Annotated in this window: 18 protein-coding genes; 9 read left to right on the forward strand and 9 right to left on the reverse strand. The window is 59.9% G+C overall.

Going from position 1 to position 19435, the window contains the following annotated elements; all coding sequences use genetic code 11:
- Positions 1-2: 2 nt before the first annotated feature.
- The 5 genes from NCN06_RS00915 to lysA form a co-directional block, all read right to left on the reverse strand.
- Positions 3-428, reverse strand: a complete 426-nt coding sequence (locus tag NCN06_RS00915; protein ID WP_226422452.1) for a cupin domain-containing protein — start codon at positions 426-428, stop codon at positions 3-5.
- A 908-nt stretch (positions 429-1336) separates the two neighbouring features.
- Positions 1337-2332, reverse strand: a complete 996-nt coding sequence (gene bioB, locus NCN06_RS00920; RefSeq protein ID WP_226398079.1) for a biotin synthase BioB — start codon at positions 2330-2332, stop codon at positions 1337-1339.
- Positions 2329-3111 carry an undecaprenyl pyrophosphate synthase gene (uppS, locus tag NCN06_RS00925; protein WP_226398078.1) on the reverse strand — a complete coding sequence of 261 codons (783 nt, stop codon included), beginning with the start codon at positions 3109-3111 and terminating at the stop codon, positions 2329-2331. The genes bioB and uppS overlap by 4 nt, the downstream gene beginning before the upstream one ends.
- Positions 3108-3938: a diadenylate cyclase CdaA gene (cdaA, locus tag NCN06_RS00930; RefSeq protein ID WP_226398077.1), complete on the reverse strand. Its 831-nt coding sequence runs from the start codon at positions 3936-3938 to the stop codon at positions 3108-3110. The genes uppS and cdaA overlap by 4 nt, the downstream gene beginning before the upstream one ends.
- A 22-nt stretch (positions 3939-3960) precedes the next feature.
- Positions 3961-5340, reverse strand: coding sequence for a diaminopimelate decarboxylase (gene lysA, locus NCN06_RS00935; protein WP_226398076.1), 1380 nt, complete (start codon positions 5338-5340; stop codon positions 3961-3963).
- Between the two features lie 3 nt (positions 5341-5343).
- Between lysA and NCN06_RS00940 the strand changes: the two genes are divergently transcribed.
- From NCN06_RS00940 to NCN06_RS00960, 5 genes are all read left to right on the forward strand, one after another.
- Positions 5344-5868 (forward strand): GNAT family N-acetyltransferase, encoded by a 525-nt coding sequence (locus tag NCN06_RS00940; protein WP_226398075.1) that lies wholly within the window; start codon positions 5344-5346, stop codon positions 5866-5868.
- A gap of 177 nt (positions 5869-6045) precedes the next feature.
- Positions 6046-8583, forward strand: a complete 2538-nt coding sequence (locus NCN06_RS00945; protein ID WP_226398074.1) for an ATP-dependent Clp protease ATP-binding subunit — start codon at positions 6046-6048, stop codon at positions 8581-8583.
- On the forward strand, positions 8583-9683 hold the full coding sequence (locus NCN06_RS00950) for an iron-containing alcohol dehydrogenase family protein (protein WP_226398073.1): 1101 nt from the start codon (positions 8583-8585) through the stop codon (positions 9681-9683). Before NCN06_RS00945 ends, NCN06_RS00950 begins: the two co-directional genes overlap by 1 nt.
- Entirely contained in the window at positions 9680-10546 is an 867-nt protein-coding gene (locus NCN06_RS00955) for an alpha/beta fold hydrolase (protein ID WP_115025100.1), read from the forward strand. The genes NCN06_RS00950 and NCN06_RS00955 overlap by 4 nt, the downstream gene beginning before the upstream one ends.
- Positions 10539-11159: an LmeA family phospholipid-binding protein gene (locus NCN06_RS00960; protein ID WP_226398071.1), complete on the forward strand. Its 621-nt coding sequence runs from the start codon at positions 10539-10541 to the stop codon at positions 11157-11159. Before NCN06_RS00955 ends, NCN06_RS00960 begins: the two co-directional genes overlap by 8 nt.
- Before the next feature lie 24 nt (positions 11160-11183).
- Here NCN06_RS00960 and NCN06_RS00965 read toward each other — a convergent pair whose 3' ends face one another.
- The 3 genes from NCN06_RS00965 to NCN06_RS00975 all read right to left on the reverse strand — a co-directional run bounded on the left by NCN06_RS00965 (position 11184) and on the right by NCN06_RS00975 (position 14087).
- Positions 11184-12050 carry a phosphatidate cytidylyltransferase gene (locus NCN06_RS00965; protein ID WP_226398070.1) on the reverse strand — a complete coding sequence of 289 codons (867 nt, stop codon included), beginning with the start codon at positions 12048-12050 and terminating at the stop codon, positions 11184-11186.
- 74 nt (positions 12051-12124) lie between these two features.
- Positions 12125-12637 carry a septal ring lytic transglycosylase RlpA family protein gene (locus tag NCN06_RS00970; protein ID WP_226398069.1) on the reverse strand — a complete coding sequence of 171 codons (513 nt, stop codon included), beginning with the start codon at positions 12635-12637 and terminating at the stop codon, positions 12125-12127.
- A gap of 46 nt (positions 12638-12683) precedes the next feature.
- Positions 12684-14087, reverse strand: coding sequence for an aminotransferase class I/II-fold pyridoxal phosphate-dependent enzyme (locus tag NCN06_RS00975; RefSeq protein WP_226398068.1), 1404 nt, complete (start codon positions 14085-14087; stop codon positions 12684-12686).
- 50 nt (positions 14088-14137) lie between these two features.
- Here NCN06_RS00975 and NCN06_RS00980 point away from each other — a divergent pair, with 50 nt between their 5' ends.
- The gene (locus NCN06_RS00980; RefSeq protein ID WP_226398067.1) at positions 14138-15787 is read left to right on the forward strand and encodes an ABC1 kinase family protein; all 1650 of its coding nucleotides are present in this window, start codon (positions 14138-14140) and stop codon (positions 15785-15787) included.
- On the opposite strand, the gene NCN06_RS00985 is transcribed toward NCN06_RS00980, so the two are convergent.
- Entirely contained in the window at positions 15765-16994 is a 1230-nt protein-coding gene (locus tag NCN06_RS00985) for a ligand-gated ion channel (protein WP_226398066.1), read from the reverse strand. The genes NCN06_RS00980 and NCN06_RS00985 overlap by 23 nt on opposite strands.
- On the opposite strand from NCN06_RS00985, the gene NCN06_RS00990 reads away from it, so the two are divergent.
- From NCN06_RS00990 to NCN06_RS01000, 3 genes are all read left to right on the forward strand, one after another.
- On the forward strand, positions 16971-18164 hold the full coding sequence (locus NCN06_RS00990; protein ID WP_226398065.1) for an ABC transporter substrate-binding protein: 1194 nt from the start codon (positions 16971-16973) through the stop codon (positions 18162-18164). The genes NCN06_RS00985 and NCN06_RS00990 overlap by 24 nt on opposite strands.
- Before the next feature lie 41 nt (positions 18165-18205).
- Positions 18206-18625: a hypothetical protein gene (locus tag NCN06_RS00995; RefSeq protein WP_115025092.1), complete on the forward strand. Its 420-nt coding sequence runs from the start codon at positions 18206-18208 to the stop codon at positions 18623-18625.
- Between the two features lie 85 nt (positions 18626-18710).
- Positions 18711-19433, forward strand: coding sequence for a response regulator transcription factor (locus NCN06_RS01000; protein ID WP_226398064.1), 723 nt, complete (start codon positions 18711-18713; stop codon positions 19431-19433).
- Positions 19434-19435: the final 2 nt, after the last annotated feature.

Here is a 19435-nt window from a genome sequence, read left to right on the forward strand (position 1 = left end):
GCTCACTTCATGGGGATCATGTTGGGGAGGCCTTCAACGCTGGCAAAGGTCACCATCGCTTCTGCTGGTTCTGGCCCCTTGTTGGTCACGTAGTGAGGTTCATCCGGGTGGCCCTCCAGGAAGCCATTGCCAGGCCGGACCACGCTTACAACTTTTTTGCCGTCGACAAGGCGCACGTTGGTCATCGCGCCCTTCGTCACCACAACGACCACTGGTGAGGGATGGGTGTGGAGTGGAATCGTTGCTCCAACGGGGAGCCTGACCCGTACCACCCTCAGCTCCGGCCTGCCCTGCGGATAGGCCACGATCCGTTCGCCTGGTGTTCGACTCGCCCTGAACAACTCCTGAATCTTTGGCTGAGGTGCAGCTTGCACGCTGCTGGCCAGAAGCAAGATGCCGGCGGTCAAGCCAAAACGTTTGAACTGCATTGTCTTTTGATGATGCACCTTCTTACCCGATTTGGCGGCTGGTGGCTGTCGGGTCAGATTTTTGTTGTTTGAAGTTGGTGAATTATTAGTGCCTATGGTCAACCATCAGACATCTGTTTTACAGATTTCTCGTCTTCAACGGAGGTGACTTTGAAAGATTTCCCTTTTTGGTTTGGTGATGCGTTTGCCCATGCAATGGGTGCTTGGGACTGGGAGGAGAAGAAAGCGATTCCTCCTTCAATCGGATGACAACCTTATACAGGTTTTCGCGACAAGCGAGGGCATGGTTGTTGAGCCGTGTGGCTCGTGTATCTCTGGTCTTGATCATCCTGGATTGATGTAACCGTGGCCAAAAGGGTCGCCTCATGTTTGTGAGGTGATCCTTTCGCTTCCTCTTCTCGGGTTAAGTACCTATTGTTTTTATCGCCTAGAGGAGTAGACAGAAATTAGTAGCAAGGATAGCGATGATCACGATCTGCTCCGGTTTCTTCGATATCTGCATCCCCCTCGGTTTGGTCGATAAATCGCAATCCAAACAGGATTCAGAGCCTCGACAAGCAATCCAGTCGCAACACGACCTGTACTGGGAAGAGCGTTGCGATGCATCACCAACTGCACCCGGGTGCAAAATTTATGATGCCTAAACAAAAGGCGCACTCCGTGGAGCATGCAACGCTCCTTTAGAAAACGTTTTTGTGGAAGATTGATCTCGATCAATTGATGACATCGTCCGTCCTTTCCATTGAAAGGACGGACGATTCCATTGGTATGGCTTTTCATCCACAAGGTTTTCAAAAATCTGTCTGGCTAACGAACACTTACTGGAGTTTGACCTGACGATTGCGGAGGTTTGTTCTGCAAGCGTCCCGCAGATGTTGTCGGGGGGTTCGGAGTGGGGGGCGTGCTGTTTAGCGCGGAGCACAATTGGCAGGAGCAGCCGCTTCCTCCTGCCAATTGGCGGTTACTCCGGCATCGGCGAGCAGCTGGCGATCGGCCTCCACATCCGGGTTTCCAGTGGTGAGCAGAACATCGCCGTAGAAGATTGAGTCGGCACCTGCCTGGAGGCAGAGAATCTGGGCTTCCCGGCTCATCGATTCACGGCCGGCACTCAACCGCACCCGGGCGTGGGGCATCAGGATCCTGGCGGTCGCCACCATCCGCACCAGCTCTAAGGGTTCAAAGGGGGCTTGCTCTTCCAAAGGGGTGCCTTCAACGGCCACCAATCCGTTCACCGGCACGCTTTCGGGATGAGGGTTCATGCTGGCGAGCACCTGCAGCATCGAGGCTCGGTCCCGCAGGGTTTCTCCCATGCCGATGATGCCGCCACAGCAGAGGGTTACACCGGCGTTGCGGACGCGTTGGAGTGTTTCCAGCCGCTCTTGATACGTGCGTGTGGAGATGATTTGGTCGTAGTGCTCGGGGCTGGTGTCGAGGTTGTGGTTGTAGGCCGTGAGCCCGGCTGCGGCTAATCGTTCCGCCTGTTGATCGGTAAGCATCCCCGCGGTCACGCAGGCCTCCATCCCCATGCCGCGCACTCCGCGCACCATCTCAAGCATGGCTTCGAAGGGTGCACCGTCGCGGATTTCCCGCCAGGCCCAGCCCATGCAGAAGCGATCGGCACCGGCCTCCTTGGCAGCTCGGGCGCGCTGCAGCACCGGTTCCACCTGCATTTGGGCCTCAAAGGCCGCCACATCACTGCTGTTATGGATCGACTGAGAGCAGTAAGCGCAATCCTCTTCGCAGCCCCCTGTTTTCACACTCAGCAGCGAGGCCAGCTGCACCCGATAGCCAGGATTGGCCTCACGATGAATGGTTTGCGCCTGCCAAAGCAGCTCCATCAAGGGGAGTTCCAGCAGGGTCTGGATCTCCGCGGTGGTCCAGTTGTGGCGGATGCTGAGCGTCATGGGCTGATCGGATCGAGTCCGCCGAAGCGGCGGTTGCGGCGTTGGAAATCGAGTAGGGCCTCTTTCAACGCATCGGCATTGAAGTCGGGCCAGAGCACGTCGGTGACGTGGATTTCGGCGTAGGCCAGCTGCCAGAGCAGAAAATTGCTGATGCGGTGTTCCCCGCTGGTGCGGATCAACAGATCGGGATCCTGCTCGCCAGCGGTGAACAATTCAGCGGCGATGCTGTTCTCATCGATGCTGTCCGGATCGAGCTCCCCCGCTGCAGCGCGTCGGGCGAGGCGCTGGGCTGCCAGCACCAGTTCCCGTCGCCCGCCGTAATTCGTGCACACGTTGAAATGAATGCCGTTGTTGGAGGCTGTACGGGTCGTGGCGTCAGCGATCAACTGCTGCAGTTTCTGGGGCAAGGCTTCCAGATCTCCGAGAAAGCGAATCCGCACCTGTTCGGATTCCAGTGCCTGGAGTTCGGCCTGCAACACCCGTTCGAACAGGGTCATCAGGAAATTCACTTCCTCCCCCGGACGCGACCAGTTCTCCGTGGAGAAGGCGTAGGCGGTCAAGGCTGGGATGCCCCAGTCGCTGCAGAGCCGCAGGCTGGTTTTCAGTGCCTCCACGCCGGCACGGTGCCCCATCACCCGGGGTAACCCGCGCGATTTCGCCCAACGTCCGTTGCCATCCATGATCAAGGCCACGTGCTGCGGGAGCCGGCCTGGGTCGAGGTCCGCAGGGAGAAGCGAACGATCGGCCGTGTCAGTGCTGGTGGCCGGAGGGCGGCTCAAGACAGCGATTCGGACTGAGAGCTTCCCACCGTACGTCGTGCCGGCGGCATCGATTCGGCGGTGCTGAACAGCTCCTGCAGCAGTTCCTTAAGGCGAGAGCTCGTGATTGGGCGTTCCAGCTTGCCCTGGTTGGCCAAGGACAGCGTTCCTGTTTCCTCAGACACCACGATGCAGATGCAGCGATCAAAGCGTTCGGTAATGCCAAGCGCCGCCAGATGCCGAGTGCCGAAACGACTCACGCTGTGCCGCGAGAGCGGAAGAATGACCCCGGCCGATTCGATCCGATTACCACGCACCAGAACGGCACCATCGTGGAGTGGTGTGTCGGCAGCAAACAGATTCAGCATCAACTCGCGACTCAGCACTGCGCCGATAGCAACACCGGGATTGAGAAAATCCTCGGGCCTGAGGTCGCTCCCTAGGTCAACAACGATCAAGGCCCCACGACGCAGCTGAGACAGCCGGCCAGCGGCATCGGTGATCTGGGTCACGGTGCCGGCGGATGCCCGGAACTCCTTCTGGGGATTCCCCAGCAACACCGCCAGTCGACCAGTTCCCAGCAGCTCCATCAAGCGCCGCAGCTCCCCTTGCCAAAGAATGGCCAGCGATAGCGAGCAGGCCATCACCAACCCGTCCACCAGTTTTGTGGTGAGAGGCAGGTTGGCGAAGCGCTGGACAAACCACGCCATGGCCACCAGGAACAACCAGCCCCGCAGCAACCAGAGGGTGCGCTGCTCGTTGACGCGCGAGAACAGAAGAAAGCCGATGGAAGATGCAAAGAGAACGTCGAGCACCAGGCGCGGATCCACCACCGCCAACACGTTCACTCCGATCTACGAACCGCTGACGTCAACGTAACGCGTTGAATCGTTCTGGCAAAACGTCGTAGCGCAGCAGGTCATCCGGCTGCTCTCGCTTTTGCACCAGCTCCGCGGATCCGTCGTGCACCAAGACGGCTGCTGGCCTCGGGATCCGGTTGTAGTTCGAGCTCATCGAGGCGTTGTAGGCACCGGTCGCGAACACGGCGACGATGTCTCCGCTCTCGGTGCTGGGCAGGGGAAGGTCCTTCAGCAGCACATCGCCGGATTCACAGTGCTTGCCCACCAGATTCACGCTTTCGTCAGCCTGGGCCAGAGGGCGGTCAGCCAGGTAACAGGTGTAAAGCGATTGGTAGGTGATCGGGCGGGGGTTGTCGCTCATTCCACCGTCGATGGCCACGTAGGTGCGGACATTGGGGATCGTTTTGCGGGAGCCCACGGTGTACAAGGTCACACCGGCGGTCGCCACCAGCGAACGGCCCGGCTCGCATATCAACCGTGGCAGCTCGAGGCCACGCTCACGGCATGCCGCTGTGACGGCTTCGGCCACCACCTGGATCCATTGCTCAATGCTCGGCGGATCATCGGATTCCACATAGCGGATCCCAAGTCCGCCACCAACGTTGAGGTCGTTAACGGGATGGCCCAGGTCGCGGGCGAGCTTCAGTTTGTCGGCCATCACCGCGGCTAGATCACGGTGGGGTTCGAGTTCAAAGATCTGAGATCCGATGTGGGCGTGCAGGCCGGTGAGTTGGGCCCAGGGTTGTCCCACAAGTTTGCGCAGCACGGGCTCCACCTGATCGGGATCGAAGCCGAACTTGCTGTCTAGGTGACCTGTGCGGATGTATTCGTGCGTATGGCACTCAATGCCGGGGGTGAAGCGCAGCATCAGGCGCGCTGGTTCTGATCCAGCGGGCACCAGTTCGGCCAGGCGGTCCAGATCGTGTTGGTTGTCCACAACGATCGTGACCTTGTTGGCGTAGGCGAGCAGCAGCTCCTCGTCGGATTTGTTGTTGCCGTGGAGCACCATGCGCTCCCCTGGCATCCCTCCCCGCAGCGCCGTCAGCAGTTCCCCGGCGGAAACGGCATCCAGGCCCAAGCCCTCAGAGGCCGCAAGGCTGCTCATCACCAGGGAGCTATTGGCTTTTGAGGCGTAGATCGGAAGAGATGAACCTGCGTAGTGCTTGGCCAGAGCCTCGCGGTAGGCCCGGCAGGTGGCGCGAACGGTCGCCTCATCCAGCACATATAAAGGTGTGCCGTAGCGCGCTGCCAGATCACTGAGACGACAACCTCCGACCACCAGTCGGTCTGTGGCGTCGAGTTCGGTGGTGAGCGGTGCCAGGTTGCGATTGGGGCTCTCCGCATCCCGGTTCGCCTCGAAGGGCCGTTGACTAGTGATGGTTTGGGTCACGGAGTGTCGGCGTCGAAGGGCAATCTAGGAATCGACCCTGCGGTGGGTGGATCGACCCCGCAGATCCTGCGTCTTGATCCCTCATGGCAGCACGCCTGTCTGGTTCTGGATCAGACTGCTCTCGACGGTCTGTGGACGGCTGACCAATGGCGGCGTGAGCTGGACGACCCCAGGCGCCTCTGCATCGGTCTTGTTGACTCCCTTGTTGGCTCCAAAACATTGTTAGGAGTTGCCTGCGGCTGGTTGGTGGCCGATGAACTCCACATCACGGCAGTGGCTGTGGATCCGGCCAGTCGCCGCAGCGGCTATGGAGGTCTCCTTTTACAAGCACTGTTGCAACGGGCACGTCGGGTTGGTGCGGTGCACGCCACGCTCGAGGTGGCCAGCGACAACGTTGCCGCTCTGGCGCTTTACGCCCGGAACGGTTTCCGCACCGCAGGCACCCGTTCCGGGTACTACTCCGATGGTCGCGATGCCCTCATTCAGTGGTGTCGCATCCCACCACCGACATCTCCAACGTCGGATTGATGTTGTTCGGTTTCCCGTCCCTGGGAAACAAAAATAAGCAGTGAATCTTGTGGGATTCATTGTTATTTTTTGTGCGCTCAAGGCCAGTCTCAGACTGGAAAGTGACCGTACAAACCGAACACTCGCGGCGGTCCCTCAACCCTGATAGCTTGGTGACATCACTGCATTGGCCCAGCGATGTTCGAACGTTTCACCGAGAAGGCCATCAAAGTGATCATGCTGGCCCAAGAAGAGGCTCGCAGGCTTGGTCACAACTTTGTTGGAACCGAACAGATACTCCTCGGTCTCATTGGCGAAGGAACGGGTGTAGCTGCCAAGGTCCTCAAGTCCATGGGCGTCAACCTCAAGGATGCCCGGGTGGAAGTGGAGAAAATCATCGGGCGTGGGTCCGGTTTCGTTGCCGTTGAGATTCCATTCACTCCCCGCGCCAAGCGTGTTCTGGAGCTCTCTCTTGAAGAGGCTCGTCAGCTTGGACACAACTACATCGGTACTGAGCACTTGTTGCTCGGTCTCATACGAGAGGGCGAAGGTGTAGCGGCCCGGGTTCTGGAAAACCTCGGTGTCGACCTGGCCAAGGTGCGAACCCAAGTGATTCGCATGCTGGGTGAAACGGCCGAAGTGTCTGCCGGTGGCGGCGGTGGTGGAAAGGGCTCCACCAAGACTCCCACCCTCGATGAGTTCGGTAACAACCTCACGCAGCTCGCGACAGAGGCGAAACTTGATCCAGTTGTGGGCCGTCACAACGAAATCGATCGCGTCATCCAAATCCTTGGGCGTCGCACCAAGAACAATCCAGTTCTGATCGGTGAGCCCGGCGTCGGTAAGACGGCCATCGCTGAAGGTCTGGCCCAGCGCATTCAGCAGGGAGATATTCCCGACATCCTCGAAGACAAGCGCGTCCTGACCCTTGATATCGGCTTGCTGGTTGCTGGTACCAAGTACCGGGGTGAGTTTGAGGAGCGTCTCAAAAAGATCATGGAGGAGATCAAGTCGGCCGGAAACGTCATCCTCGTGATCGACGAAGTTCACACCTTGATCGGTGCCGGTGCTGCTGAAGGTGCCATCGACGCTGCAAACATTCTCAAGCCAGCACTTGCTCGTGGTGAGTTGCAGTGCATTGGCGCCACCACCCTCGACGAGTACCGCAAGCACATCGAACGGGATGCTGCGTTGGAACGGCGTTTTCAGCCGGTCAATGTCGGCGAGCCGTCCATCGATGACACCATCGAAATCCTTCGCGGTCTTCGAGAGCGTTACGAGCAGCATCACCGCCTCAAAATCACCGATGAAGCGCTTGTCGCGGCGGCAACCCTTGGCGATCGCTACATCTCTGATCGGTTCCTGCCCGACAAGGCCATCGACCTGATCGATGAAGCTGGCTCCAGGGTCCGCCTGCTCAATTCGAAGTTGCCTCCTGCTGCAAAGGAGGTTGATAAGGAACTGCGTTCCGTCCAGAAGGACAAAGAGGATGCTGTCCGCGATCAGGACTTCACCAAAGCGGGTGAGTTGCGTGAGAAGGAAGTGGAGCTGCGCGAGCAGATTCGTTCCCTGCTGCAAGCCAACAAGGACGAGGTCAAGGCCGACACTTCTTCAGAGGCCGGTGAAACCAAGGCTGTCGAGTCGGTTGCTCCAGACAGTTCCCCCATGGTGAATGAGGAGGACATCGCTCAGATCGTTGCCTCCTGGACCGGTGTCCCGGTGCAGAAGCTCACTGAGAGCGAGTCGGTCAAGCTGCTCAACATGGAGGAAACCCTCCACAAACGCCTAATCGGTCAGGACGAAGCGGTGAAAGCGGTGTCCAAGGCCATCCGCCGGGCCCGGGTTGGTTTGAAGAACCCCAACCGACCGATTGCAAGTTTCATCTTCTCTGGCCCCACAGGTGTCGGTAAAACCGAGCTCACCAAAGCTCTGGCTACCTATTTCTTCGGCAGCGAAGAGGCCATGATCCGCCTCGACATGTCGGAATTCATGGAGCGCCACACGGTCAGCAAACTGATCGGCTCGCCTCCTGGCTACGTGGGCTTCAACGAAGGCGGACAGCTCACTGAGGCGGTGCGTCGCCGCCCTTACACCGTGGTGCTCTTCGATGAAATCGAAAAAGCGCACCCCGATGTGTTCAACCTGCTGCTGCAACTCCTGGAAGATGGTCGTCTCACCGACTCCAAGGGCCGCACAGTTGACTTCAAGAACACCCTGATCATCATGACGTCGAACATCGGTTCGAAGGTCATCGAGAAGGGGGGTGGCGGCCTTGGCTTCGAGTTCTCCGGTGAAAGCGCTGAAGATTCTCAGTACACCCGGATTCGCTCCTTGGTGAATGAGGAGCTCAAGCAGTACTTCCGTCCTGAATTCCTCAACCGTCTCGACGAGATCATCGTCTTCCGTCAGCTCAACCGCGAGGAGGTCAAGCAGATCGCCGAGATCATGCTTAAGGAAGTCTTTGGTCGCATGGGCGAGAAGGGCATCACCCTCACCGTGTCCGACGCGTTCAAGGAACGCCTTGTAGAGGAGGGATACAACCCTGCCTATGGCGCACGTCCCCTGCGTCGTGCCGTCATGCGTCTTCTCGAAGACTCCCTCGCAGAAGAGGTGCTGTCCGGTCGGATCAAGGACGGCGACCATGCCGAGGTTGATGTCGACGAGAACAAGAAGGTGGTTGTGCGTCACAAAGGTCAGGTGGAAGCGGCACCGCAACTGGCAGGTGCAAGCCTCTGATGGTTCGATCCATCTCGTCCCACTCCATTGCCCCCGCAAGCGTGTTGCGGGGGGATGGAGCATGGGATGAGGCCCTGCCTCAGATCAAAACGCTGTGTTCGCGTCCGCTGGTGCTCGGACGCAGTGTCTCAACCGCGAGGCAGCGTCAGCGCTTCGTCTCCGATTTGCAGGCCCAGGGACTCAAGCCTCTTCAAGCTCAGCTTCAGTTCGACTGCTGTGAGCAGGACCTCCAGAGAGTGTCTTCTGAAGCCGACGGCTGTGATGCCGTTCTGGCAGCCGGGGGCGGAAAGGTTCTGGATGCCGGCAAGCTGCTGGCCCATCGTCTTTCTCTTCCATGCATCACCGTTCCGCTGAGCGCCTCTACTTGCGCGGGTTGGACGGCTCTGGCCAACATCTATTCCCCTCAAGGTGTCTTCGAAGGGGATGTGGCGCTGGATCGCTGCCCTGACCTTCTCGTCTTTGATCACGGCTTGGTGCGCCAAGCTCCGCCTCGCACTCTGGCCAGTGGTGTCGCTGATGCCCTGGCCAAGTGGTACGAAGCCTCCGTGAGCAGTGGCGACAGCAGCGATGGTCTGGTGCAGCAGGCCGTGCAGATGGCACGGGTTCTCCGCGATCAACTGCTGATCGACAGCCTCACGGCGCTGGAGGATCCAGACAGCGCGGCGTGGGTGCGCACCGCCGAAGCCTGCGCGCTGACTGCCGGAGTGATGGGAGGACTTGGTGGTGCCCGTTGCCGTACCGTCGCGGCCCATGCTGTTCACAACGGCCTCACCCAGCTGGAGGCCTGTCACCACGTTCTCCATGGCGAGAAGGTGGGTTTCGGAATCCTTGTGCAGCTTCGATTGGAGGAACGTCTGGGCGGCAACCGGCTCGCCGGGCAGGCGCACCGCCAATTGCTGCCGCTGCTGCGGCAGCTCGCTCTGCCTGTCAGCCTTGATGATCTGGGTCTGGCGCAGGCCAGCCTCAGTGAATTGCAGGAGGTGTGTCGCTTCGCCTGTCGCGAGGGTTCCGATCTGCATCATTTGCCCTTCGCCGTGACGCCCGGTGCTTTGCTGGAGGCCCTTGTGGGTGCCGCTGAACTCAGCCCCATCAGCCTTTGAAGACGCTTCTGGATCAATTGCGGCCGGCTCTGCTTGACCCGCAGGCCGAGACCCTGGCCGCTGATGTGCAGTGGTGGAATTTGCCTGGCCTGGGTCTGGATGATCCCTTCCCGGTGGCGGTGCTCGGCCAAGGCTCTCCTTTGCTACTGCTGCATGGTTTCGACAGCAGTTTTCTGGAATACCGGCGCCTGGCTCCCCTCCTGGCCGATCGCTTTCAGCTGTTCATCCCCGACCTGTTCGGTTTTGGCTTTTCACCTCGTCCCTTGGGCCTGACCTACGGGCCGGACGCTGTTTTGCGTCATCTCGATGCCCTGCTTGAGCGGCTTCCCGCTGAGGCTCCTGTTGGGGTGATCGGTGCCTCGATGGGTGGCTCCGTGGCCGTGGAGTTGGCCCGGCGTCACCCCGAGCGGGTGGGTCCTCTTGTGCTGCTCGCTCCAGCAGGTTTGACGGGGCGTCCCATGCCTGTGCCGCCCCTGCTGGATCGTTTTGGTGCCTGGTTTCTGGGTCGCCCCGGCGTGCGGCGGGGGCTGTGTCGCCAGGCCTTCGCCGATCCCGATGCTGATGTGGGAGCTCCGGAAGAACAAATTGCCTCTTTGCACCTGCAATGCCCCGGCTGGGCTGAAGCCTTGGCGGCATTTGCCCGCAGTGGTGGTTTCGCAGGATGTGGAGAACCCCTGCCATCCCAGTCACTGCATGTGATCTGGGGTGCGGATGATCGCATTCTGCGCGCCCCGCAAAAACAGGCGCTTCAGGCGTTGCTGGATCGGCCTGTAGAAACGTTCCCCTGTTGCGGGCACCTCCCGCACATCGATCAGCCCCACAGGGTGGCTGAGCGTTGTTATTCGCTTTTGGCCTGTGGCTGATCCCCTTCTCACTGTGCTCGCCGGGGCTCTGCGTCTTTGGATTCGCAGCCGCTGCGACCGCCTCGGAAGCCTCGAACTGCATCTGAACGGTTCCAGTTGGTCTCTGCTGCGGGGACGTCTGGACGGCGTGTCGCTTAATGCGCGGGACGTTTGTTTTCAGGGGCTGCCTCTGCAGAGCGTGGCGTTGTGCAGCGGTCCGATTGCGGTGGACATGAAGCTGCTGACTCCAGGCCAGATGCTGGCGTTGCAGCAGCCATTTCAGGTGGAGGGTGAAGTCAGCTTCAACGGCCGTCAGCTCAATAGCGCTTTGCTTGCCGAGCCCTGGCGCTGGCTCGGTGACTGGATGGCTGAGCAGCTGATGGGTCTAAGCCCCTTGGGCGCCTTAAGCATTGAAGAGAATCTGATCGAGTTGCATGCAGTTGTCGCTGCACATCAAGACCCGGCTCGCCGTCGCTTCCGCCTTAACGCTGAGCAAGGCACCTTGTGCTTCCGGCCTGAGACAGACGATGAACCCTTCATCCTGCTTCCAATGGATCCGGCCATCCGGATCGAGCATGCCCAGCTGTTTGCTGGCCAGTTGGTTCTGAAAGGCCATTCCATCGTCACCCCTTAGTGCCGGTCTGTTGTTGAACCGGCGCTACTTCGAAAGCAGCGGTTGGCACAGGGCGATCGCGTAGTACACCACCGCTGGGGTGAATAGATAGCTGTCGATGCGGTCCAGGATCCCGCCATGGCCCGGTAGGACATCACCTGAATCCTTGACGCCCGCATCTCGTTTCATCATCGATTCCGTTAGGTCTCCCACCAACGCGAACAGAGCGATCAGCGCTCCCAGCAGCAGGCCTGGCAGACCATGCAGGACCCACCCCATCAGCTGACCGCAGATCAGGCCCATCAACATCGCCGAGAGGAAGCCGCCAATGGCGCCTTCGATGGTTTTCCCAGGAGAGATCGGCGAGAGGGAGCGCTTGCCGTAACGCCGGCCTACGGCCCAGGAGCCGATGTCGGTGGCCACGATCATGAGACAGGCGGAAAGGGTGATCGCCAGCCCGTCTTCAAGACCACGCAGACTCAACCAGTGGCTGGGTAGAAACCCGAGGTAGAACAAGCCGAAAATCGATGCTGCGATATCGGCGATGGAGCCCGTCACCGGTTGTAGGAGCAGCCAGCCGCAGATAGCAGCTCCAGATAGGGGCAACACCGCGGAGGCCACCGCTTCCGGCAGCCCTCCCTGCATCGACCATTGGGTGGTGAATAACAGCAGTTGACAGGCCACCAGGGTTGTTTTGGTGGCTGGGCGGATCCCCTTGAACTGGGCCATTCGGAAGAACTCCAGAAGGCCGAGGTGCACCATTCCCCCCAGCGCAGCGGTGAACCACCAGCCCCCGAGTCCAACCACCAGTAGGCCAAATCCGCCGACAGCGAGGCCACTGATCAGCCGCTTGCGCAGCACCGCACGCGCGGCTGGCGCTTGGCTTTGATCGAAGACAACCTCACGGATCACGCTGATTGGAGGCTTCGTTGGTTCAGGCTATCAATCGCTCATGGTTGGCTTCGTCTGGCGAGCCTGAAGCTGCTTTATGGCGACGACTTGAGGATCTCGAGTTTCACTGGTACTTGACCCGCCTGCATCATCTTGAGTTGTGATGCGGCGCCATGGGCGAGATCAATCACCCGGTGGTCCTTGAAAGGCCCACGGTCATTGATTCGCACCACAACGCTGCGTCCATTGCTCAGATTGGTGACGCGCACCTGGGTTCCAAAGGGCAATGTCCGATGGGCTGCCGACAGCGTGCCCTTGCGGAAGCGCTCACCATTTGCGGTTGTTCGGCCGTAGAACCCTGGCCCGTACCAGCTTGCTGCTCCTTGAACCACCTGGATGAGCTTGCTTGGTACCGGAGTCTTGTCGGCCAGGGGGCTCGGGGGAGGGAGTGGCAAAGCGTTGATCGTGTCGACATCCTTGATCCCCTTGATTTCTGTGATCTCCTTGCTCTTCTGGATGTCTTCCAAAAGGAATTCCTCGCCATTGGGGCTGGCCCCAACGGAGGGGCAGATCAGCAGTGCCAGCACCAGCCAGGTCAGAGGTTGCATCCACCACTGTCGAATGCATGGATTGAAGCGGCTGTGGGGCTGGATTTCACCCCCTGCTGACGACGAACAGACCGTCGGGAATCTGTTCACCCCAGAACAGCTGCTGGCGTTTCAGCCAGGCTTGCCGGTTGCGATCCAATCGCTCACCGGGAATCAGCAGTGGGATGCCAGGGGGGTACGGACACAGCAATTCAGCCGCCAAGCATCCGCCCGCTTCGTCTAACGACACGCGGAGACGTTCTGCGTGCCAGGCCTGCGACGGTGAATGGTCTGTGGTGGTGACTAGTGGCAGAGGCGGAGCTTCGAACGGCGGCAGTGGATCGCGATCGGGATAGGTCCGCCGGAGGTCCTGCCAGTGGTGCCTGATCCGGCGCCCGAGCCCACGGTGTCGGGCTAGGCCTAGGCAAAAGGTCAGCGTTGCCGGTTCCGGCAGTTCGCCCACGAGGCCTTTGGGCAGGAACCAGGCGTCGGCCTCTAGGCCGGTGATCCCCGCCTGGCCCGTGTGCAGGATCAGGCGCAGCGGGTCCTGGTTGTTGAGCAGAGGGACTCCGCTACGGCGCAAGACATCGGCGAGCTCTTCAGCCTCCTGCAGACGCTGAAGCAGTTGTCGGCGTCCCCTGCGGCGCTGCCAGTGTTGAAGGGCTTCTTCGCAGGAGGCCAGCAGCAGCGCACTGGGGCTTGTGGTTTGCAGCAATCCCAGACTTCGTTCGACACGCACTGGATCCAGACGCTCCCCCTGCATCCAGAGCACTGCCGTTTGCGCGAGGGCTGCAGCTGATTTCTGCAGGGAATGCACCACGAGATCGGCGCCGCAGTGCACGGCACTGGGAGGCAGAGGATGATTCACGCCTGCGGCGAAATGACAGCCGTGGGCTTCATCCACCAGCACGCAACAGCCTCGCTCCTGTAATCGTTTGATCACCTCCGTGGGGTCGTTGGCATAGCCCTGGTAAGTGGGATGCACCAGAACCGCGGCGCGGATGGGTGCCCCATCGGACGGCAAAGCCGCCAGCACCCGTTCGATCCAGGCGGAATCCACCGGCGCAGGCTGGCCCCGGTCGCTTTGAAACGGAAGATCGAACAGCACCGGCTGCAGATCCCCGAGAATGCAGGCCTGAATCAGGCTGCGATGGACATTGCGAGGGAGAAGCACCCGCTCCCCAGGCCTGACCATCGCCAGTAGAGCGGCCTGAAGCAATCCTGTGGCCCCGTTCACCCCGTACCAGCACCGCGCCACACCCATCTGAGCTGCGGCGCAGCGTTGGCTTTCGGCGATGGCGCCGTCCGGTTCCAGTGGACCGCCGAGTTCAGGGAGTTCCGGTAGGTCCCAGATGCCAGCGCGTTGTCGCAGCAATTGACGCAGTCCATCCGGAAGCGCGGCCCCCCGGCCATGGGCCGGCAGAAACAGAGGCTCACCGAGCCGACGGGTGAGCTGGGGCAGAAGCGCCATCGAATCCGCCTGATCTCCTTAAAGTCTCCCTCTGTACTCAGCTCGATGCGATGCGTTACGACCCCCGGCGGGATCTGGGCTGGTTGCTGCTGCGTCCCTGGGTCGCTATCCCGCGGCTGGTGCAGGTGCTCTGGTCCCTGGCTGGCCTGGTCTTGGTGTTGCTGCTGCGTGGAGGCAGTAGTAACGCCGCTGTGCAGCAGGGCTTGGCGCGTCGCATCCTCAACACCCTCACCGGTCTGGGTCCCTGTTTCATCAAATTGGGTCAGGCCCTGTCAACACGTCCCGATCTCGTGCGTCGGGATTGGCTCGAGGAATTGACGCGCCTGCAGGACGACCTGCCGGCGTTTTCCCATGCTGTCGCCCTGGCGTGCATCCGCGAAGAGCTGGGTGCACCAGCTGAAGAGTTGTTTGAGGAGTTCCCCGACACTCCAATCGCCGCCGCCAGCCTCGGGCAGGTCTACAAAGCTCGTTTACAGGGCCAGCACTGGGTTGCGGTGAAGGTTCAGCGACCCAATCTCACCTTCATCCTGCGGCGGGATCTGGTTCTGATCCGGGCGCTCGGTGTGATGACGGCTCCTCTCCTGCCCCTCAATCTTGGCTTCGGTCTGGGCGGAATCATCGATGAGTTTGGCCGCAGCCTTTTCGAGGAGATCGACTACGGCCTTGAAGCGGCCAATGCTGAGAGGTTCTCGGCTCTCTTTGCTCAAAACGATGCCGTCTATGTCCCGAAGGTGGAGCGGATGCTCAGCTCCACCCGTGTGCTCACCACCACCTGGATTGATGGAGCCAAGATGCGCGACAGCGAAGAGCTGCGCTCACAGCAACTCGATCCAACGGCATTGATCCGCACGGGTGTGATCTGCGGTCTTCAGCAACTGCTGGAGTTCGGCTACTTCCACGCCGATCCCCATCCCGGCAACCTGTTCGCCATGCGGGGGCGAACGGGGGACCTCGGCCATGTGGGCTATGTCGATTTCGGCATGATGGATTCCATCAGCGACAGCGACCGTCTCACCCTGACGGGTGCAGTGGTGCATCTGATCAACCGTGATTTCCCCGGTTTGGCCAAGGATTTCCAATCCCTTGGTTTTCTCAGCCCCACCGCTGATCTCACCCCGATCATTCCTGCTCTTGAGGAGGTGCTCGGCGGCAGCCTTGGTGACTCGGTCGGTTCGTTCAACTTCAAGGCGATCACCGACCGTTTCTCGGAGCTGATGTTTGATTACCCCTTCCGGGTGCCGGCTCGCTTCGCGCTGATTATCCGTGCGGTCGTCAGCCAGGAGGGTCTGGCCCTGCGTCTCGATCCCGACTTCAAGATCATCGCCATCGCTTATCCCTACGTGGCCCGTCGACTGCTCGCGGGAGACACGAGCGAGATGCGCGAGAAGTTGCTTGAGGTGATTTTTGATGAGTCAGGCCGCTTGCGCCTGGATCGGCTGGAAAGCCTTCTGGCGGTGGTCGGCCAGGACGCACCCGCGCCTGGTAAGGAACTGATTCCTGTCGCCGGTGCCGGCTTGCGGTTGCTGTTCAGCCGCGATGGTGCCGACCTTCGCCGGCGTCTGCTGATGACGCTGATCCGTGACGATCGCCTGCACACCGACGACGTGCGTGCCCTGGTTGGCCTGCTTGGACGAACTTTCGGCCCCGGGCGGCTGGCCGGTGGGCTGCTGCAACGTCTCAACCCCCTGGCGGCAGCGTGATCCAGCAGCCGAAGATGCTGATCGAACTGAAGACCACAACGGTGAGCGGCCAGATTTCGTCCAGTTGCTCCAGCCGATGCTCTTTGCGAGTTTTGGCGTCGCCTTCCGGCATTGCCTCCAGCTCCCCGTAACGCCGTCCGATGAAGATCACCAGGATGAAGGCCAGCAAGGTGACCACATAGGCAATTACATACACCTGATCCAGAAAGGTGAGATAGGGCAGGTCGGGCAGTTCCTCCCGGTAGGTCTGTTGAAGGAAGACCAGGGTCAACAGCACGGTGACAGGAATTCCTGCGCGCGCGTCCTGTTCATCGGCTCGGACTTTGAAGACGAGCAGAACCATGGCCATCACCACCAGCAGCGGCAGCATCAACCGCCAGAACGCAGACCAGGATGAGGTGCCGAACGTGATATCGAAGATGACCAGGCTGTAGTCATCCGCGCTGCCCCCCAGCCCGAAATTTGTGGCGTAGTTGTGCCGGTATTCGGCAATGGACCAGCCTCGGTTCAGCCAGCCGATGATTCCTGCGAACAAGCCCATCCCACTGTTTTGGATGTCGGGCTCGAAGCGGAAATGGGGATAGTCGAGAGAACCATTCACATCCTCCATTTCAAGGACAAGGGGCAGGCTCACGGTCACAAAGGGAAAGTGCCTGAAGCTGGCTTTGTCGATGTAGAAGCGGCCGATATAGCTGAACAGTTGGTAGTACGTTCCGTCGTCGTTGTGCACTGGGGCTGAGGACATCGGCGTCAGCACTGGATCGGCATCGGATAGCAATCCGTTCACCAGGGTGATTCCCTGTTCAATGGTTTGGTCCCGTTCACTCAGATAGCGCTGCAGCTCATCTCCCCAGCGCATCCAGACGTAACCGTTGGATGAGTAACTGGGGATGCTCAGATCCAGGTCGTAGGTGCTGGTGGCGTAGATCCCTACCTGAACCTGGTAGGAGGCGTCCTCCAGCCCCTGTTGATCAAGGACCATCTCCTGGCCCGACAGCTTTTCGCCCCGCAGGGAGGTCCAGCCGTCCCCGGGTATCCGTTGACTGTCTGTTGTCAGGGCTCGTGATGCCGATGACAAGCGCAGCGCATCACGGCTAGGGACACGACCGACATCAAGCCTGTTGATGCCGGTGAACGCCAGAAGACCGGCAAGCAGAATTGAAACAACGGCAAGTAAGTTCCAGTGCTTCTGTTTCTTGGAGGCCATTTGCGGCGCAGCTCTGGAGTCACTCTGACTTGCTGGGCCTTACTGAGCAGTGGACTGCTCACGCTGCTTCAACCTCGCCCTGTTGCTTCTCAGCCCCCTGGCAGGGGGCAAGATCCCAACGCTCTGGTGCTTGGCCAGTCCCTACCGCTCTCGGGCCCTTCGGCACAACTCGGTCTGGATTATCGACGCGGGGCCTTGGCCTGGTTTAAGTCTGTGAACCGTGAGGGCGGGATTCACGGGCGCAGAATCGAGTTGGTCAGTCTTGATGACAAATACGAGCCGTCGCAGACGCTGATCAACACGCGCCAATTGCTGAAACGCAATGATCTTCTGGCGTTGTTCGGTTATGTGGGCACGCCCACCACAAAAGTGGCGTTGCCGTTAATCGAGGCTGCGGAGGTGCCGCTGGTGGCGCCGATGACGGGGGCAAGTCTGCTTCGACGGCCGGAGCTGCGCATGGTGTTCAACATGCGAACCAGCTATCGCCGGGAGATTGCGGCGATGGTCGACGAGCTGGTGCGTGATGCGCACCATCGCATTGCGATCGTTTATCAAGACGACGCCTTTGGTCAGGATGGCCTTGACGGCGCCATGGCTGCCCTCACCAGCCATGGGCTCAAACCGGTGGCGGTCACGACGGTGCAACGCAATTCAGCTCAGGTGGGGGATGCATTGGACGACCTTATGGCGGTCAATCCCAACGGAGTCGTGCTCGTTTCTGCCTATGTGAGTTCGGCTGCCCTGGCCACCGCGCTGCGCGAACGAGGCAGCAGCGCTCAGATCATGAATGTGTCGTTTGTGGGCACCCAAGCTCTGCAGAGGGCGATGCCGGTGGGCAAAGCCAATGGCATCGGCGTGGCCCAGGTGGTGCCGTTCCCGTGGAATCGTTGGATCCCCGTTGTCGCTGACTATCAGCGCTGCCTGCGGCTGAGTGATGAGGCATCGGGTTTTGGCTTCACCAGTTTTGAGGGGTATCTCGCGGCGCGGATGATCACCGAGGCGCTGGCACGGGCTGGAAAGAACCCAACGCGTCAATCCCTTGTCCAGGCTCTTGAGTCAATCAATGATCTTGATCTGGGGGGCTTCCGAATTCAGATGGGGAGGGACGATCACAACGCCAGCGACTTTGTCGAACTCACCTTTCTCGGCTCCCAAAGCTGGGAACCTTGAGCTGAGATCGCTAAGGTCGCAGCTCTTTGAGATCGGCGTCGATGCCTGAGGAGATCAGCGCCCAGGAGCTTGAGCAGCTGCTTCGGATGATGACCCTGCCCCAGCCGCCTTACCTGCTGGCAGGTATCGGCCTGTTGATGGCAGTGCTCTGCGGCTTGACTTTCGGTCGTCAGGTCCAGAACAAATTGGATGGCTGGAAGCAGGACCGGCTCCCCCTGTTGCCTCTGGGAACAGTTGAGATCAACCTCAGTTACGGCGGCACCCTGATCGGTGTGACCTTGTTTATTGGCTGCTGCCTTCAGATCTTCGGTTTTGCGGCAGGTGCTGCCCTTCTGGTGGCTCTCTTGCTGTCTCTGCTGACGGGTGGAGCCTTGTTCGCTCAGCTCGAGCGCCTGATGGTGCAGGTGGAAGAGGGCAATTTCAAAGCGGTTGATTTCGACAATTTCGATGAATTTTTCTGATCTCGTCTTCTGACCTCTTAAGCGAAGCCGCTGATCTCATCCTTCTGGCTGAGGCCACCGTCAGAATTAAATCGTTTCCAGCCTGTTGGATGTGACGACCTTGTCTGCGGCGGTTTCCACATGCCGTTTGCTCGTTGTGGAAGACGACGACAGCATCCGGGAGACAGTTGGTGAGGCCTTGAGGTTGGAGGGCTATGAAGTGCTCACCAGCTCAAATGGCTCAGAGGCTCTCGAACTGGTCGTGGACAGATCCTCTGATCCGGTTGATTTGATTGTTCTTGATCTGATGCTTCCGGGGCTGGGGGGGCTTGATTTCTGTCGCGAGCTTCGTCGCTTCAAGAACACCACACCGATTCTTGTAATCAGTGCCCGCGACAGTGAAACCGATCGGGTGCTTGGGCTGGAGGTTGGCGCTGATGATTATCTGGTCAAACCCTTTGGGCTGCGTGAGTTGGTGGCCCGCTGCAGGGCGTTGCTGCGGCGATCCCGTCAAACCGAGTCGTCGCCCTCTGAATCACACAGTTACGCCAATCTTTGCCTCTTCTCCAATGAGTGCCGGGTCACCCGGGATGGCACGGATCTGACCCTCTCCCCGAAGGAATACAAAATCCTGGAGTTGTTCATTCAGAACCCCAAGCGCGTCTGGAGTCGCGATCAGTTGCTGGAGAAAATCTGGGGTGTGGATTTCGTCGGCGACACCAAAACAGTGGATGTTCACATCCGTTGGTTACGGGAAAAGGTTGAAGATGAGCCCTCATCTCCCCAGTTGATCCGCACGGTCCGCGGCTTCGGTTACCGCTTCGGCTGATC

Origin of the sequence: Synechococcus sp. MU1648 (assembly GCF_023630615.1) — a bacterium.
GTDB lineage: Bacteria > Cyanobacteriota > Cyanobacteriia > PCC-6307 > Cyanobiaceae > Parasynechococcus.

What these genes read in the sequence shown, in the direction of transcription:
- NCN06_RS00915 (WP_226422452.1), bottom strand. Translation starts at nt 428, where the DNA reads ATGCAGTTCAAACGTTTTGGCTTGACCGCCGGCATCTTGCTTCTGGCC.
- bioB (WP_226398079.1), bottom strand. Translation starts at nt 2,332, where the DNA reads ATGACGCTCAGCATCCGCCACAACTGGACCACCGCGGAGATCCAGACC.
- NCN06_RS00945 (WP_226398074.1), top strand. Translation starts at nt 6,046, where the DNA reads ATGTTCGAACGTTTCACCGAGAAGGCCATCAAAGTGATCATGCTGGCC.
- NCN06_RS00950 (WP_226398073.1), top strand. Translation starts at nt 8,583, where the DNA reads ATGGTTCGATCCATCTCGTCCCACTCCATTGCCCCCGCAAGCGTGTTG.
- NCN06_RS00970 (WP_226398069.1), bottom strand. Translation starts at nt 12,637, where the DNA reads ATGCAACCTCTGACCTGGCTGGTGCTGGCACTGCTGATCTGCCCCTCC.
- NCN06_RS00975 (WP_226398068.1), bottom strand. Translation starts at nt 14,087, where the DNA reads ATGGCGCTTCTGCCCCAGCTCACCCGTCGGCTCGGTGAGCCTCTGTTT.
- NCN06_RS00980 (WP_226398067.1), top strand. Translation starts at nt 14,138, where the DNA reads ATGCGTTACGACCCCCGGCGGGATCTGGGCTGGTTGCTGCTGCGTCCC.
- NCN06_RS00985 (WP_226398066.1), bottom strand. Translation starts at nt 16,994, where the DNA reads ATGGCCTCCAAGAAACAGAAGCACTGGAACTTACTTGCCGTTGTTTCA.
- NCN06_RS00995 (WP_115025092.1), top strand. Translation starts at nt 18,206, where the DNA reads ATGCCTGAGGAGATCAGCGCCCAGGAGCTTGAGCAGCTGCTTCGGATG.